Here is a 13,593-nt window from a genome sequence, read left to right on the forward strand (position 1 = left end):
TTCGGGCCGAAACGCCGCCGCGAGGATATCGATGACCATTTCCACCCGCACATTCGACTATCGGGACGGCGACACGCGCTGCACCGGCTACCTGGCCTATGACGAAAGCGTGGCGCGGGCCCGGCCCGGCATCCTGATCAATCACGCCTGGGGCGGGCGGGACGATTTTGCCGAAGGCGTCGCGGTGCAGATGGCCGCGAACGGCTATGTCGGCGTGGCGCTGGACAATTATGGCGGCGCGGCGCGTCCTGAAACCGTGGACGACAAGATGTCCTTGATGGGCCCGCTGAAGGAAGACCGGGCCGCGCTGCGCCAGCGCCTCAAGGCCGGGTACGACGCGGCCGCCGCCCTGGACGAAGTGGACTCCGGCGCCATGGCGGCGATGGGCTTCTGCTTCGGCGGGCTCTGCACGCTGGACATGGCGCGGGCCGGTTTGGACCTCAAGGCGGCGATCTCCTATCACGGCCTGCTCGATGCGCCCGATCTGCCCAGAAGCGACATCCGGGCCGATGTACTGGTCTGTCACGGCTATGACGACCCGATGGCCGATCCGGACAGCCTGCGCGCCGTGCAGGACGAGCTTTCGACATCGGGCTGCGACTGGACGGTGATGAGTTTCGGCAACACCAAGCACGCTTTCATGGTGCCCGAAGCCGACGATGCGGAGCTGGGCCTGAAATACAACAAGTCCGCCGCCGATCAGAGCTGGGCGGCGACGTTCGACCTGCTGCGCAAGCACTTCGGGATGCACGGCACCGATGCGGCGTAAACCCGCAGGCAGCGTCAGCGGCGACGCGAGCGGCATCACCGTCATCCGCGACACGGAGGCGCTGGCGGAATTCTGCGACGCGGCGCGCGAGCACGATTTCGTCTGTCTCGACACGGAGTTCATGCGCGAGACGACCTTCTACTCCATCCTCTGCCTGATCCAGATGGCGACGCCCGACGACGAAGTGATCGTCGACCCGCTGGCCGAGGGTCTCGACCTCGCGCCCTTCGTCGATCTGCTGATGGACGACCAGCTGGTGAAGGTCATGCATGCCGCGCGTCAGGATATGGAGATCTTCTACGAGCTGTGCGGCAAAACCGTGCCGGGCCCGATCTTCGACACGCAGGTCGCGGCCATGGCGGCCGGGTTCGGCGACAGCGTCGGGTATGGCGGGCTGGTCAAGGGCCGGCTCGGCATCAATCTGGACAAGGGCGCGCGGTTCACCGACTGGTCGCGCCGCCCGCTCTCGGACAAGCAGCTCTCCTACGCCCTCGCCGACGTGACGCATCTGCGTGATCTGTTTCCGGATCTTGTGGACGAGCTCGAAGATGCGGGCCGCCTGCCTTGGGTCATGGAAGAGATGGCTCCGCAGATGGAAGAAGACCTCTACGCATTCGACCCCGAAGATGCCTGGCAGCGCCTGAAAGTGCGCAATCCGCGCAAGCCCTATCTGGCCGCATTGCGTGCCGCCGCCGCCTGGCGCGAGGAGCAGGCGATCGAGCGCGACGTGCCGCGCCGCCGCGTGCTGAAGGACGACGCGCTTTACGACCTGGCCACGCAGAAGCCCCGCGACCTGGACGCACTCGGTCGCTTGCGCGGCATTCCGCGCGGGTTCGAGCGCTCCGGCGCGGCCAAGAGCCTGATGGCGCGGATGAACGACGCGCTCGACAATGCGGAGGATTACGCCCCGGACGTGCCCAAGCCGACGGCCATGCCGCCCAATCTCGGTCCGCGCGTGGAAATGCTCAAGACCTTGCTGCGCCTGCGCACCGAGGTCGTCGGCATCGCCCCGCGCCTGGTCGCCGGGGCGCGCGAGATCGAGAAGATCGCCGCGTTCGGCGAGGAGGCCGGCGTGTCGGCGCTGAAGGGCTGGCGGCGGGAGCTGTTCGGCGACGACGCGCTGGCATTGTTGCGGGGCGAGATCGGGCTGCGGCTGGATGGCGACGATGTGGTGGCGGAGCGGTTTCAGGGGTGAAACCGTCCCCCGCTCATCCCGTGCCCCGACACGGGACCCAGCACATCTGCGAGGGCACAGCGAACTCGTCTTTGCGGACTGGATCCGGTCTTGCCCATGGCTGGGCCCCGATTTCCGTCGGGTTGAGCGGATGATGGACGTTTCCATTCTCTACGCCGACTCCGACCTTCTTTTCATCGACAAACCCGCCGGTCTTCTGTCCGTGCCCGGCAAGACCGAACCCGATTGCGTCGAGGCGCGTCTGCGCGCGCAGCATCCCGAAGCCCTCACCGTTCACCGGCTCGACATGGCGACATCGGGCATCATGGTGTTCGCGCGCAGCAAGGCGGCGCAGCGTCACCTCGGCCTGCAGTTCGAACGCCGCCATCTGGCCAAGACCTACATCGCCGTCGTCGACGGGATCGTCGCCGCAGACAAAGGCCGCATCGACCTGCCCCTGCGCGCCGACTGGCCGAACCGGCCGCTGCAAATGGTCTGCCACGATCAGGGCCGACCGAGCACGACCGATTGGCGTGTGATCGAACGCGGCGCGGACCGCACACGGCTCGAACTGACCCCGCTGACGGGCCGCAGCCACCAGCTTCGCGTCCATCTGAAAGCCATCGGCCATGTCATTCTGGGCGACGAATTCTATGCTGACGGCGCCGCGTTGGCCGCGAGCGAGCGTCTGATGCTCCATGCGCACCGGTTGAGCCTGTTCAAGCCGACCGGCGGCGAGCGGATCACGGTGGAGAGCGTCGTGCCGTTCTAGCCAAGCCCCGCACCGGAGCTGTGCGACCGGCGGCGATGGCGGTTTCCTTCGCCCCTCCGGATGCTCGAGCGTCGGCGTCCCGCCCGCCCCCACTCCGCTCCCGGCGACACCGGCGGAAACGGCGCCCATGAAGATTGCCTGCCGTGAGGCGCGATCAGGGGATCGGTGAGTGGCGATCCTCGCACACGAATCCGTCGAGCGACACTTCCTGCACGTTGTCAGCCGATCCGCAGGTATCGATGGCGAGTTCGGTGATACGCTCCAGCTCCGACGCGTTCGGCTCATCGACGGAATAGGTCGAGACGCAAGCCGTTGACGCCAATGCGGCGCAGGCGAGCAGAGCGGATCTAATATGTTTCGTCATGTTCCGGTTGTGACCCGCAATTTCTGGCAGGGCAAGTCTTCGCGGTGAGCCTGACCACCGCCCCGACCTGGCAAACCCTACAGATACGCCTCCGCCTTGACCGTCTTCAGCCCCGCAATGAACCCGTCTGCCTGCTCCAGCAACGCATCGCGCTTATCGCCGTCCATCCGGTCGAGGTTGCGGTAGACCATGCTCATGCGGCGATTGCCGCGCAGCTTGTCCTCGTTGCGCGCGACGAAGTGCCAGTAGAGCGAATTGAACGGGCAGGCATCCTCGCCCACGCGCTGGGTCACCTTGTACCGGCAATTGCCGCAATAATCGCTCATCCGGTTGATGTAGGCGCCGGACGCCGCATAGGGCTTGGATCCCAGCAGACCGCCATCGCCATACTGGCTCATGCCGAGCGTGTTGGGCAGTTCCACCCATTCGAAGGCGTCCAGATAGACCGACAGGTACCATTCGTGAACCGCATGCGGGTCCGCGCCGATCAGCAAGGCGAAGTTTCCCGTAATCATCAGCCGCTGTATGTGATGGGCGTAGGCGTGCTCGATCGTCTGGCCGATCGTGCTGCGCAGGCATTCCATGTCGGTCTCGCCGGTCCAGTAGAATTCCGGCAGATCCAACGTGTTGCCGAAGAAATTCTTCTCCTCGTAACCCGGCATTTCCATCCAGTAGATGCCGCGCACATATTCGCGCCAGCCAATGATCTGGCGGATGTAGCCTTCGGCGGCATTGATCGGCACGTCGTCGTCCTTGTACCGCGCCTCGACCGCCTGGCAGACCTCCAGAGCGGTGAGCAGCCCCGCATTGAGGTAGGGCGAGATCAGCGAGTGGAACAGGAAGTCCTGCCCCGTGACCATCGCGTCCTGATAGTCGCCGAATTGCGGCAGGCCGTGGGTCAGGAAGTTGTCCAGGCTGACCAGCGCGTCCGCCCGGCTCACGCCCCAGAAAAACCCGTCCGCATGGCCGAAGCGCGTCGGAAACTCGGCCTTGACCATGGCGATGACGCCGCGCGTGATGCCGTCGGGCTGGAAGCGCTGCGTCTCCGGGAAGACCATGCCCTCCTTGGCAGGCTTGCGGTTTTCCTTGTCGTAATTCCATTCGCCCCCTTCGGGCTTTTCGTCCGCCGTCATCAGCAGCCCGGTCTTGCGCCGCATTTCGCGGTAGAAATATTCCATGCGCAGCTGCTTGCGGTCTTCGGCCCAGTCGGCGAATTCCTCGATGCCGCAGACGAAGCGGTCGTCGGGCGAGATCGTCACGCGCTTGCCGAACCGGTCTTCCCAGCGACGAACCGCCTCAAGCACGCGGTGATTGCCGGGCCAGGTCACGGCGATCTCCGCCACGTCATGGCGATCCAAGGCGCGCTCGACCTCTGTCGTGAAGCTGTGCGTGTTGTCCGGGTCCGTCAGTTCGACATAGTCCACCGCCCAGCCATCTTCCCGCAGCTCTTCGGCGAAATGGCGCATGGCGGAGAAAAGGAAAATCAGCTTGGTGCGGTGGTGCGGCACGGATCGAGCCTCCTCCTTCACCTCGACCATCAAGACGCGCGCATGATCGCGATCGGCGAACTGAAGCGCGGACAGACCGTGGGAGAGCTGGTCGGCAAAGAGGGGGATGAGCGTCGTCATGATTGTGATACGCGCTGTCGCTGCCAACCGTTTCGCAGCCGCGTCCGTATTGAGTCCGTGAGCAAGGCGAACAAAAGCTATCTGCCGTCCAAGGACTGCGCGACTTGCGGGCGGCCTTTCAGCTGGCGCAAGAAATGGGCCCGCTGCTGGGACGAGGTCCGCTATTGTTCGGAGCGCTGCCGGAGAGAGAAGCATGCTGGATAGTTTCGAGACGCCGATCCGCGCCGTCGTCGTCGGCAGCACGGGCGGCATCGGCGCGGCTTTCGTCGAGGCGCTGGCGGGCAGCGACCGGGTCGAGGCGGTCCACGCCTTGTCGCGAACCGGCGCGTCGCACCCCTTCCCCAAGGTTCGCAATCTGACGTTCGACTTCCTCGACGAGCCCAGCCTCATCGCCGCTGCGCAGGCGCTGGGCGAAGTCGGTCCGTTCGACCTGATCCTGGTGGCGACCGGCTTTCTGCACGGCTCGGACGTCCAGCCGGAAAAGACGATGCGGTCGCTGGATCTGGACGCCATGCGACGCAATTTCGAGATCAACACGTTCGGTCCGGCCCTGACGGCCAAGCATTTCCTGCCGCTGCTCGCGCGCGACCGCAAAGCCGTGTTCGCGGCCCTGTCGGCCCGGGTCGGCTCGATTTCCGACAACCGGCTCGGTGGCTGGTACAGCTACCGCGCCTCGAAAGCGGCGCTGAACATGATGATCCAGACCCTGTCGATCGAGACGGCGCGCCGCCGCAAACAGCAAGTGGTGATCGGCCTGCATCCCGGCACGGTCGATACGGAGCTGTCGGAACCGTTCCAGGGCAACGTGCCGGAGGGCAAGCTGTTCACGCCCGCGTTCTCGGCCAGAAAATTGCTGGAGGTGGTGGACCGGGTAGGCCCTGAGGATACGGGCGGATTATTCGCCTGGGACGGGGCGCGGATATCGTCTTAACGGGCGAGCTGTAGCCGGCTTCACTCGAACAGATCCTCCCGCACAACCTTTCCTGCGAACGCTTTCGTCACATCCGCCTTCGCGCTCGATGCCGCCTCGTCGATCATCCGGATCGTGTCGCGCAAGGCCGGGACGCTGCGGTCTGTGTATTTGAGCAGATAGTCCACCACGTCGCGCGATACGTCCCTGCCCCGGCGGCGGAACAATTCGCGCGTGATCGGGTGCAGGCTGTCATCGTCGGGCTCGTGCAGTTCGATCTTGGGCATGGCGGACAGGCGCGAGCGCAGATCGGGCAGAGCGACACCCCAATCGTCCGGGACGACGCGCGACGCCAGCAGCAGACCCGGGATCTCGCCCCGCAGGGCCCGGTTGATGAAACCGAACAGCGCATCGTCGTCGCGCGTATGCGCGTCGTCCAGGAAGACGCCGTGGGCGGTCTTCAGCCAGGCTTCGCCCAAATGGGTCTTGCCCGTGCCTTCCGGTCCCAGCAACAGCATCGCCGGGGCGGGCCAGGCGGGCCAGGCGCGCACGACGTTCAACGCACCCGCATTGCTGGGCGCTTCGATGAAGCTCTCATAGGTGAAATCCGGTGCCGGAGTCAGGTCGAGCGGGATCTGGCCCTTTCTACGGACGGGGGCTGTCACGGGCTCTCCTGCGCCTAGCGCCGGATGACGAGACCCATTTGCGGATCTTCATAGACGCGCAAACCCTTCTGCGCCATTTCGTCGGCCAGCCGTTCGACGCTGCCGAACCGGAGGGTCATCAGTGCGCCGTCCTTGGACACGGCGTCGAGCCGGGCATCGCTGATCTGCACGCTATTGTTGATGGCGCGCTGCAACCGCTGCCATTCCGAAATGGAATCGTACAGAACGGAGACCGGCGCGGACTGAGCGCTACCGCTGGGCACGGCGGAATTGGCCTTCCAGTCCGCTTCCAGCCGCGCGACGAGCGCGGCCGGGCTCCGCGCGCTCAGGCTGCGACGTTCGCCCGTTTCCATGACCAACTCCGTCACATCGATGCCGCCCGACGAGGGCCGCACGATCAACAGCCGTTCCACGCCGTAACGATCGGCCAACGATTGCAGCTGGATTTCGCTGGGCTCGTCCGTCAGCCGCCGCAGCTCGTCGGCGTCGATCGATTTGACCGGCGTCAGCGCATGGGCGTAGCGGCCCGACACCAGGTCGCGCGCCGTGTCGCTGTCGGGATCGAAACCGACCGGCACGAACAGGCGCTCGCGTGCCTGGCTCCTGACCATGGTCAGACCCTGGTCGCGCAGCAGGCGCTGCACGGCGGCCGGGTTGAAGGCGATGGACACGTCGCCGAGATAGCGCGTCGCCGAGCGCCGTTCATTGTCGATGGTCTGGCCGCGGATCAATGGGCCGACCGTGGCCAGCGTCAATGGCGGCAGGCCGCGCGCCTCGCGTTCGGACTCCAGCGTCAGCCGGTTCAGCAATTCGCGCGCCGCCTTGATGTAACCGGACTGGACCGCATTGGTCTGCGCCTGGATGGCCGTATCGGCCGTGGCGTCCACGGGGACTTTCGCCACGGTGAACGGATCGGCCGCAAGGGCTGGCAGGGCCAGCAGGGTGGCGGCGAGGGCGAGGAGGAGCTGTTTCATGGGTCGGGCTATAGCAGGGTTTGGCGTATGGAAAAGGCCGGGTCTCTCACCTGTGTCGATCGCCGATCCCGACATCCGGCCACACTGACTTGCGATTGCGGCGGATTTGGCACACAGGCCGCCCCCATGACAGATCATGAAAAACCCCTCTCCTACAAGGATGCCGGCGTGGACATCGATGCGGGCGACGCCTTGGTGGACCGGATCAAGCCGATGGTGCGCTCGACCCGGCGCCCCGGGGCGGACGGCACGATCGGCGGCTTCGGCGGTGCGTTCGACCTGAAAGCGGCCGGGTTCGACGATCCGGTGCTGGTGTCCGGCACGGACGGGGTCGGAACCAAGCTGAAGGTCGCGATCGAAACGGGAAAACTCGACACGGTCGGGATCGACCTGGTCGCCATGTGCGTCAACGACGTGTTGGCTCAGGGTGCCGAACCGCTCTTCTTCCTTGACTATTTCGCGACCGGGCGTCTGGACGTGGACGGCGCGGCCGCCGTCGTGTCCGGCATCGCCGAGGGGTGCCGCCAGGCCGGATGCGCGCTGATCGGCGGCGAGACGGCGGAAATGCCCGGCATGTATGCGGACGGCGAGTTCGATCTGGCCGGTTTCGTCGTCGGCGCGGTGGAACGCGACGCGATCCTGCCGCAGCGCGACGCGATGAGCGCGGGCGACGTGCTGATCGGGCTGGAAAGCTCCGGTCCGCATTCCAACGGCTATTCGCTGATCCGCAAGATCGTGGACCGCTCCGGTCTCGGCTTCGAGGCGCCCTCTCCCTTCGGCGACGGCACGCTCGGCGAAACCCTGCTCGCACCGACGACGATCTATGTCGAGGCCGTCAAACCCGTGCTCGGCGACATTCTGGGCCTCGCCCACATCACCGGCGGCGGGTTGACCGACAATGTACCGCGCATGCTTCCAAGTGGGCTCCAGGCCGCTTTCGACTTCGACGCCTGGGAGCGTCCGGCCGTGTTCCGTTGGCTGCAGGAAACGGGCGGCGTGGAGGAAGCCGAGATGCGGCGCGCCTTCAATTGCGGGATCGGGCTGGTCCTGTGCGTCAAGCCGGAAGCCGTCATGGACGTGCTGGCCAAGCTGGAGGCTTCCCGGTCCGGGGCCGGCATCCCGGCGCACGTCATCGGAGAGTTGCGCGCGGCATGAAGCGCGTGCGCACAGCGGTCCTGATTTCGGGACGCGGGTCGAACATGGCCGCGCTTCTGGACGCCGCAAATGCCCCGGACTATCCGGCCGATATCGTCCTGGTCGTGTCCAACCGTCCCGGCGCCGGGGGGCTGGACAAGGCGAAGGCGGCGGGCGTGACGGCCCTTGCCATCGACCATACCGGCTATGGCAGCCGCGAAGCCTTCGAGCGCGCTCTGGACGCCGCCTTGCGCGACCACCATATCGAATTCGTCGCCTGCGCCGGGTTCATGCGCGTGCTGACCGAATGGTTCGGGTCGCGCTGGGAAGGACGGCTGGTCAACATCCACCCGTCCCTGTTGCCGAATTATAAAGGCCTTCACACCCATCGCCGCGCCATCGAGGCCGGAGACACCCATGCCGGTGCGTCGGTCCATTGGGTCGTGACCGAAGTGGATGGCGGCGACGTGATCGACCGCGAAACCGTAGCGATCCGTCCCGGCGATACGCCGGAAGCCCTGGCCGCACGCGTGCTGGAGCGCGAATTGGTCCTCTATCCGCGCGCCCTGGCGGCGGCGGTCCGTCAACGCCGCGTTAACCCTGTCTCCTAAGTCGGCGGCAAGCCTTGCCGCCCTAACATGGCCCCGAATTTCGAGTATCGGGTGGGCAAATCGTGGGCTGGCGGAGTTTCAGAAATTACCGGGAGGATGAGGACGGCAACGTCGCCATGATGACCGCGGTCGCCATGGTCGGCCTGCTCGCCATGGTCGGCGCCGCGATCGACTATACCACCGCGTCCTCGTCCAAATCCCGGTCGCAGAACATCGCCGACGCGGTCGCGCTGAACGCGGCCGCCTTCGTGCGGGCCAACAAGGGCAAGATGCCGACGGACCGCAAGAACGGCTTGCCAACCGGAGACTATACGGCGGCCGAACTCGGCTACGACGTCAAGGGCTGGGTCGCGGGCGGCGCCGAGGATGTCATCGTCAACGTCGCCTACGACATGACCGCCAAGGAAGCCATCGTGACGGTCAGCGGCGAGACCAACGCGTCCTTTTCAGCCGTCATGGGGATCGACACGGTCGGCTATTCGAGCCGCAGCGTGGTCGGCATGGAGGATCTGGAGCTCAACGACGTCGCCTCGCTGGCCCTGATCCTGGACAATTCCGGGTCGATGGCCTGGGACGACAGGCCCTACAAAGCCAACGGCTTCGGCTGGCTCGTCCCGCCGACCGGGGCGGTCGCACGGATCACGGCGCTGGAGGACAGCGTCAAGGGTTTCATGACCTATCTCGAACCGCTGGTCGGCACGCAGACCGGGACCGACCCCAAGGTCTTCCGCTCCGGCATGCTGGCCTATAACGGCAACACGATCAACAGCCGCACGAAGCCCATGGGCTGGCGCCTGCTGTCGGACGGCACGATCGACGCCATGACGGCGCAGGGATCGACCCGGCCCGCCAACGCCCTGGCCACGGCGGCGGACTGGCTGGTCTCCGAACCGGCCGTCCACAAGGCGGCCAGCGGCAAGACGCCCCTGCGCTACGCCGTTTTCATGACGGACGGCGTCAATGACGGCAACGACCCCGTCTGGATCGACCAGACCGGAACCGGGAAATGGCGGCGTCAACGGTGCAGCCGCCCCGACCGCTGGTCGCGTTGGAGTTGCTGGTACTCGTACAGAACCTCGTCGGCCAGACCGTCCGGCAATGCCAGACAATGGAATGGCGGCAGGCAGAGGCGGGGCAACTGGTCCGAAGGCCGGGACAGCTACCCCCAGAACGAAACCGCCCTCGCCTCCTGCAAGCGCATGAAGGATGACGGCGTGACCGTCTATACGATCGGTTTCGCGCTCGAGCCCGGAACCTACGGCATGAACGATTTCTACTGGGACTACAATGCGGGCCGCTATGTCGAGAATACGAGAACCCTCGACGCCTCCATCAAGTCTCAGGCCTTCAACTTCCTCGCCGCCTGTGCGAGCAATGCGGACACGTTCATCAAGGCCGCCAATGCCGACGAGCTGACCGCGGCGTTCAACACGATCGGCGAGGACATCCTGTCCGACACGATCCGCATCAAGCGCTGAGCGGGCCCGAAAAAGGCCGGGTCGCCCCGGCCTCTTCCGCTTCCTCTTCCTCATCCGTCAAGATCGGTGCGCCTAGCCGACGATGTCTTCGTCGGTGAAGAACTGCGCGATCTCTTCGGCGGCCGTTTCCGGTGCGTCGGAGCCATGGACCGTGTTGGCGTCGATGGATTCGGCGAACGCCGCGCGGATCGTGCCGGGCTTGGCTTCGGACGGGTTGGTCGCGCCCATCACGTCGCGATATTTCGCGATGGCGTCTTCGCCTTCCAGCACCTGGACCACGACCGGACCGGACGTCATGAACTTGACCAGATCGCCGTAGAACGGACGTTCGGCGTGAACCTCGTAGAAGCGCTTCGCCTGATCCTCGGACAGATGCACGCGGCGCTGGCCGACGATGCGCAGGCCCGCATCCTCGATCATGGCGTTCACTTTGCCGGTGAGATTGCGCTTGGTGGCATCGGGCTTGATGATGGAAAAGGTGCGTTGCACGGCCATGGACTGATCCTTCGAGGCTGTATTAAGAATTTGCGCGGCCCCTAATCCGGGATGACGCGTTTCGCAAGCCGTGTTAGCGGGCGCGCGAATTAAGAACGCGCCATGCTCCACATCAACGATCTGACATACCGCATCGAAGGGCGACCCCTGTTCGAGAAAGCCACGCTCGCCATCGATGCGGGGCAGAAGGTCGGGCTAGTCGGCCGCAACGGCACCGGCAAGTCCACGCTCTTCCGGCTGATCAAGGGGGAAACAGCTCCCGATGACGGCGAGATCACCTTGCGCAAGGGCATGCGCATGGGGGCGGTCGACCAGGAAGTGCCCTCCGGCCCGGAAAGCCTGATGGACACCGTGCTGGCCGCCGACACGGAACGGCTGGCCCTGCTGCGAGAAGCCGAGACCGCAACGGACCCGATGCGCATCGCGCAGATCCACACGCGTCTGGGCGACATCGACGCCTACACGGCCGAAGCCCGCGCCGGGTCGATCCTGTCGGGCCTGGGGTTCGACGGCGACGACCAGCAGCGCGCCTGCGCCGACTTCTCCGGCGGCTGGCGGATGCGCGTCGCCCTGGCCGCCATGCTGTTCGCCCAGCCGGACATCCTGCTGCTGGACGAACCGACCAACTATCTCGACATCGAAGGCGCGCTGTGGCTGGAAAACCACATCCGCAAATATCGCGGGACGATTTTCGTGATCTCTCACGACCGCGACTTCCTCACCAACGCCGTCACCCACATCGCCCATCTGCAGGCGGGCAAGATGACGATGTATTCGGGCAATTACGACCAGTTCCAGCGCCGCCTGGCCGAGCGCAACCGGCTCGACATGGCGCTCGTCGCCAAACAGGAGGACGAACGCCGCAAGCTGCAGGCCTTCGTCGACCGCTTCAAGGCCAAGGCGTCCAAGGCCAAGCAGGCGCAGTCCCGCGTCAAGCGGCTGGAGAAGATGGAGCCGATCGCGACCATGGTCAGCGATCCCATCGCGCCGATCGAGCTGCATGGTCCAGAACGGCTGCTCAGCCCGCCCATGGTGCGGTTCGACGATGCCGCGCTCGGATATGGCGACACGACCATCCTGCGAAACATCAATCTGAGCGTCGATCCGGACGACCGGATCGGGCTTCTGGGCCGCAACGGCGAAGGCAAGACGACGTTTGCCAAGGGCTTGCTCGGCATCCTGTCCGCGCAGACCGGCCATATCCGCGCCCACAAGAAGATGCGCGTCGGCTATTTCGCCCAGCACGAGGTGGACGCGCTCAACACGGCTCATTCCGCCTACGACCATGTGGTCGACCTCATGCCCGACGCGACCGAGGCCGAGCGGCGCGCGCGCCTCGCGCAATTCGGGCTGGGCGCGAAGAACGCCGAGACGCCCGCAGGCGATCTTTCGGGCGGCGAGAAGGCGCGGCTGCTGTTTTCCCTGATCGGTTTCCACAAGCCGCATCTGCTGGTCCTGGACGAGCCGACCAACCATCTCGACATCGACAGCCGTGAAGAGCTGGTCCGCTCGCTCAACAGCTACTCCGGTGCCGTGCTGCTCATCAGCCACGACCGCGCCTTGCTGGAAGCCACGACGGAACGGCTCTGGCTGGTCGATGGAGGTGCGGTCACGGTCTATCCCGGCACGCTGGACGATTACCGCGAGGAACAGGCCGAACGCGCGCGTCCGGACAAGAAGGCCAAGATCGACACCGGCCCGTCCAAGGCCGACGAGCGCAAGGCCCGCGCCGAGGCCCGCAAGGCCGTCGCCCCGCTCAAGCGCGCCGCCGAACGGCTGGAAAAGGATCTGGACCGCGCCACCCGCATGCTGGCCGACATCGACGCCGAGCTCTCGGAGCCCGGCCTGTTCGAAGACGACCCCGACCACGCCGTCGCCCTGGGCCAGGACCGCGCCCGCTGCGCCGAACGCATCGAACGCCTGGAGGAACGCTGGCTGGACGCGCTGGGGGCATATGAAGGAGCGAAAGAGGACGCGGGACTGGACTGAGGTTCAACGCAGGTTTGCGTGCCACCTCGACCCTGGCCCCCTCAGGTTTGCGTCCCGCGTGCGGGTCTAAGATTGCCAACGGCAATCGTCGCAAACCTCGTTCCGCAGGAACACGCGTCCCAAAGGACGCGAAGGGAACGCCGCCCCGCAAGCCCGGACGGCGTCTTGCCCAGCCATTTCCCTACCCCCTCATCCCGGGCTCGACCCGGGATCCATCTCCCCACCGTTCCGGCTGGCCTAGCCGTCCCGTGATGGACCCCGGATCAAGTCCGGGGTGAGGTGTATGGGAGACGCCGTCCTTGGCAATGAATGCCGATAACGAAAGGGAATAAGCCGCGTTCCCGACGCCCATCCTCGTTTATCGCGCAACCCTTCCGCGTCTTCGCCCGCGCCAACCCCTTGTTCTGCGTGGTGTCCTCTCCCGCCCATCCGAAAGAATCGACAATTAGATCCTCGCTTTCCAAACCTGGTGTATGTTGCTCTCGTTCGCTGCAAGACACGAGGAGGGGCGTAACCCTCGGTGCAGGGAACAGGAGCGAGGGCTCGGTGGTGTGAGCGGGGATCCTTCCGCCGCACAAGGACTGTGAAGAGCAGTCCGCGGGTCCTTTCCGGGAGAGCCGACGCCAGGGT

The 13,593-nt window shown here is 65.6% G+C and carries 14 protein-coding genes; 9 read left to right on the forward strand and 5 right to left on the reverse strand.

Annotated elements, in window-relative coordinates:
- The first annotated feature begins 31 nt into the window (after positions 1–31).
- The 3 genes from Q0718_RS12795 to Q0718_RS12805 all read left to right on the forward strand — a co-directional run bounded on the left by Q0718_RS12795 (position 32) and on the right by Q0718_RS12805 (position 2,715).
- Entirely contained in the window at positions 32–769 is a 738-nt protein-coding gene (locus Q0718_RS12795) for a dienelactone hydrolase family protein (protein ID WP_298918660.1), read from the forward strand.
- Entirely contained in the window at positions 759–1,964 is a 1,206-nt protein-coding gene (rnd, locus tag Q0718_RS12800) for a ribonuclease D (RefSeq protein ID WP_298918663.1), read from the forward strand. Before Q0718_RS12795 ends, rnd begins: the two co-directional genes overlap by 11 nt.
- Before the next feature lie 130 nt (positions 1,965–2,094).
- Positions 2,095–2,715 carry a pseudouridine synthase gene (locus Q0718_RS12805; protein WP_298918667.1) on the forward strand — a complete coding sequence of 207 codons (621 nt, stop codon included), beginning with the start codon at positions 2,095–2,097 and terminating at the stop codon, positions 2,713–2,715.
- 154 nt (positions 2,716–2,869) lie between these two features.
- Here Q0718_RS12805 and Q0718_RS12810 read toward each other — a convergent pair whose 3' ends face one another.
- A complete protein-coding gene (locus tag Q0718_RS12810) occupies positions 2,870–3,079 on the reverse strand; it encodes a hypothetical protein (protein WP_298918670.1) in 210 nt (69 codons plus the stop codon).
- A 77-nt stretch (positions 3,080–3,156) separates the two neighbouring features.
- Positions 3,157–4,707 carry a cryptochrome/photolyase family protein gene (locus Q0718_RS12815; protein ID WP_298918674.1) on the reverse strand — a complete coding sequence of 517 codons (1,551 nt, stop codon included), beginning with the start codon at positions 4,705–4,707 and terminating at the stop codon, positions 3,157–3,159.
- 57 nt (positions 4,708–4,764) lie between these two features.
- Here Q0718_RS12815 and Q0718_RS13750 point away from each other — a divergent pair, with 57 nt between their 5' ends.
- Positions 4,765–4,911, forward strand: a complete 147-nt coding sequence (locus tag Q0718_RS13750) for a DUF2256 domain-containing protein (RefSeq protein ID WP_366523889.1) — start codon at positions 4,765–4,767, stop codon at positions 4,909–4,911.
- Positions 4,901–5,638: an SDR family NAD(P)-dependent oxidoreductase gene (locus Q0718_RS12825; protein WP_298918682.1), complete on the forward strand. Its 738-nt coding sequence runs from the start codon at positions 4,901–4,903 to the stop codon at positions 5,636–5,638. Before Q0718_RS13750 ends, Q0718_RS12825 begins: the two co-directional genes overlap by 11 nt.
- A gap of 20 nt (positions 5,639–5,658) precedes the next feature.
- Here Q0718_RS12825 and Q0718_RS12830 read toward each other — a convergent pair whose 3' ends face one another.
- On the reverse strand, positions 5,659–6,282 hold the full coding sequence (locus Q0718_RS12830) for a hypothetical protein (RefSeq protein WP_298918685.1): 624 nt from the start codon (positions 6,280–6,282) through the stop codon (positions 5,659–5,661).
- Positions 6,283–6,296: 14 nt separating this feature from the next.
- Entirely contained in the window at positions 6,297–7,256 is a 960-nt protein-coding gene (locus Q0718_RS12835; RefSeq protein ID WP_298918688.1) for a hypothetical protein, read from the reverse strand.
- A 126-nt stretch (positions 7,257–7,382) separates the two neighbouring features.
- On the opposite strand from Q0718_RS12835, the gene purM reads away from it, so the two are divergent.
- The 3 genes from purM to Q0718_RS12850 all read left to right on the forward strand — a co-directional run bounded on the left by purM (position 7,383) and on the right by Q0718_RS12850 (position 10,479).
- Positions 7,383–8,411: a phosphoribosylformylglycinamidine cyclo-ligase gene (gene purM / locus Q0718_RS12840; RefSeq protein WP_298918691.1), complete on the forward strand. Its 1,029-nt coding sequence runs from the start codon at positions 7,383–7,385 to the stop codon at positions 8,409–8,411.
- Positions 8,408–9,001 (forward strand): phosphoribosylglycinamide formyltransferase, encoded by a 594-nt coding sequence (purN, locus tag Q0718_RS12845; protein ID WP_298918694.1) that lies wholly within the window; start codon positions 8,408–8,410, stop codon positions 8,999–9,001. Before purM ends, purN begins: the two co-directional genes overlap by 4 nt.
- 116 nt (positions 9,002–9,117) lie before the next feature.
- Positions 9,118–10,479: a pilus assembly protein TadG-related protein gene (locus tag Q0718_RS12850; RefSeq protein WP_298918698.1), complete on the forward strand. Its 1,362-nt coding sequence runs from the start codon at positions 9,118–9,120 to the stop codon at positions 10,477–10,479.
- Positions 10,480–10,551: 72 nt separating this feature from the next.
- Here Q0718_RS12850 and ndk read toward each other — a convergent pair whose 3' ends face one another.
- A complete protein-coding gene (gene ndk / locus Q0718_RS12855) occupies positions 10,552–10,974 on the reverse strand; it encodes a nucleoside-diphosphate kinase (RefSeq protein WP_298918702.1) in 423 nt (140 codons plus the stop codon).
- A gap of 102 nt (positions 10,975–11,076) precedes the next feature.
- Between ndk and Q0718_RS12860 the strand changes: the two genes are divergently transcribed.
- Positions 11,077–12,963, forward strand: coding sequence for an ABC-F family ATP-binding cassette domain-containing protein (locus tag Q0718_RS12860; protein ID WP_298918705.1), 1,887 nt, complete (start codon positions 11,077–11,079; stop codon positions 12,961–12,963).
- Positions 12,964–13,593 lie beyond the last annotated feature (630 nt).

Source organism: uncultured Algimonas sp., assembly GCF_947498175.1.
In the GTDB taxonomy this organism is placed as follows: domain Bacteria; phylum Pseudomonadota; class Alphaproteobacteria; order Caulobacterales; family Maricaulaceae; genus Litorimonas.

Bases quoted from the DNA above. Each gene is read 5' to 3' on its own strand.
- Q0718_RS12805 (WP_298918667.1), top strand. From the start codon at position 2,095: ATGATGGACGTTTCCATTCTCTACGCCGACTCCGACCTTCTTTTCATC.
- Q0718_RS12825 (WP_298918682.1), top strand. From the start codon at position 4,901: ATGCTGGATAGTTTCGAGACGCCGATCCGCGCCGTCGTCGTCGGCAGC.
- ndk (WP_298918702.1), bottom strand. From the start codon at position 10,974: ATGGCCGTGCAACGCACCTTTTCCATCATCAAGCCCGATGCCACCAAG.
- purN (WP_298918694.1), top strand. From the start codon at position 8,408: ATGAAGCGCGTGCGCACAGCGGTCCTGATTTCGGGACGCGGGTCGAAC.
- Q0718_RS12810 (WP_298918670.1), bottom strand. From the start codon at position 3,079: ATGACGAAACATATTAGATCCGCTCTGCTCGCCTGCGCCGCATTGGCG.
- Q0718_RS12815 (WP_298918674.1), bottom strand. From the start codon at position 4,707: ATGACGACGCTCATCCCCCTCTTTGCCGACCAGCTCTCCCACGGTCTG.
- rnd (WP_298918663.1), top strand. From the start codon at position 759: ATGCGGCGTAAACCCGCAGGCAGCGTCAGCGGCGACGCGAGCGGCATC.
- Q0718_RS12860 (WP_298918705.1), top strand. From the start codon at position 11,077: ATGCTCCACATCAACGATCTGACATACCGCATCGAAGGGCGACCCCTG.
- purM (WP_298918691.1), top strand. From the start codon at position 7,383: ATGACAGATCATGAAAAACCCCTCTCCTACAAGGATGCCGGCGTGGAC.
- Q0718_RS12795 (WP_298918660.1), top strand. From the start codon at position 32: ATGACCATTTCCACCCGCACATTCGACTATCGGGACGGCGACACGCGC.
- Q0718_RS12835 (WP_298918688.1), bottom strand. From the start codon at position 7,256: ATGAAACAGCTCCTCCTCGCCCTCGCCGCCACCCTGCTGGCCCTGCCA.
- Q0718_RS12850 (WP_298918698.1), top strand. From the start codon at position 9,118: ATGATGACCGCGGTCGCCATGGTCGGCCTGCTCGCCATGGTCGGCGCC.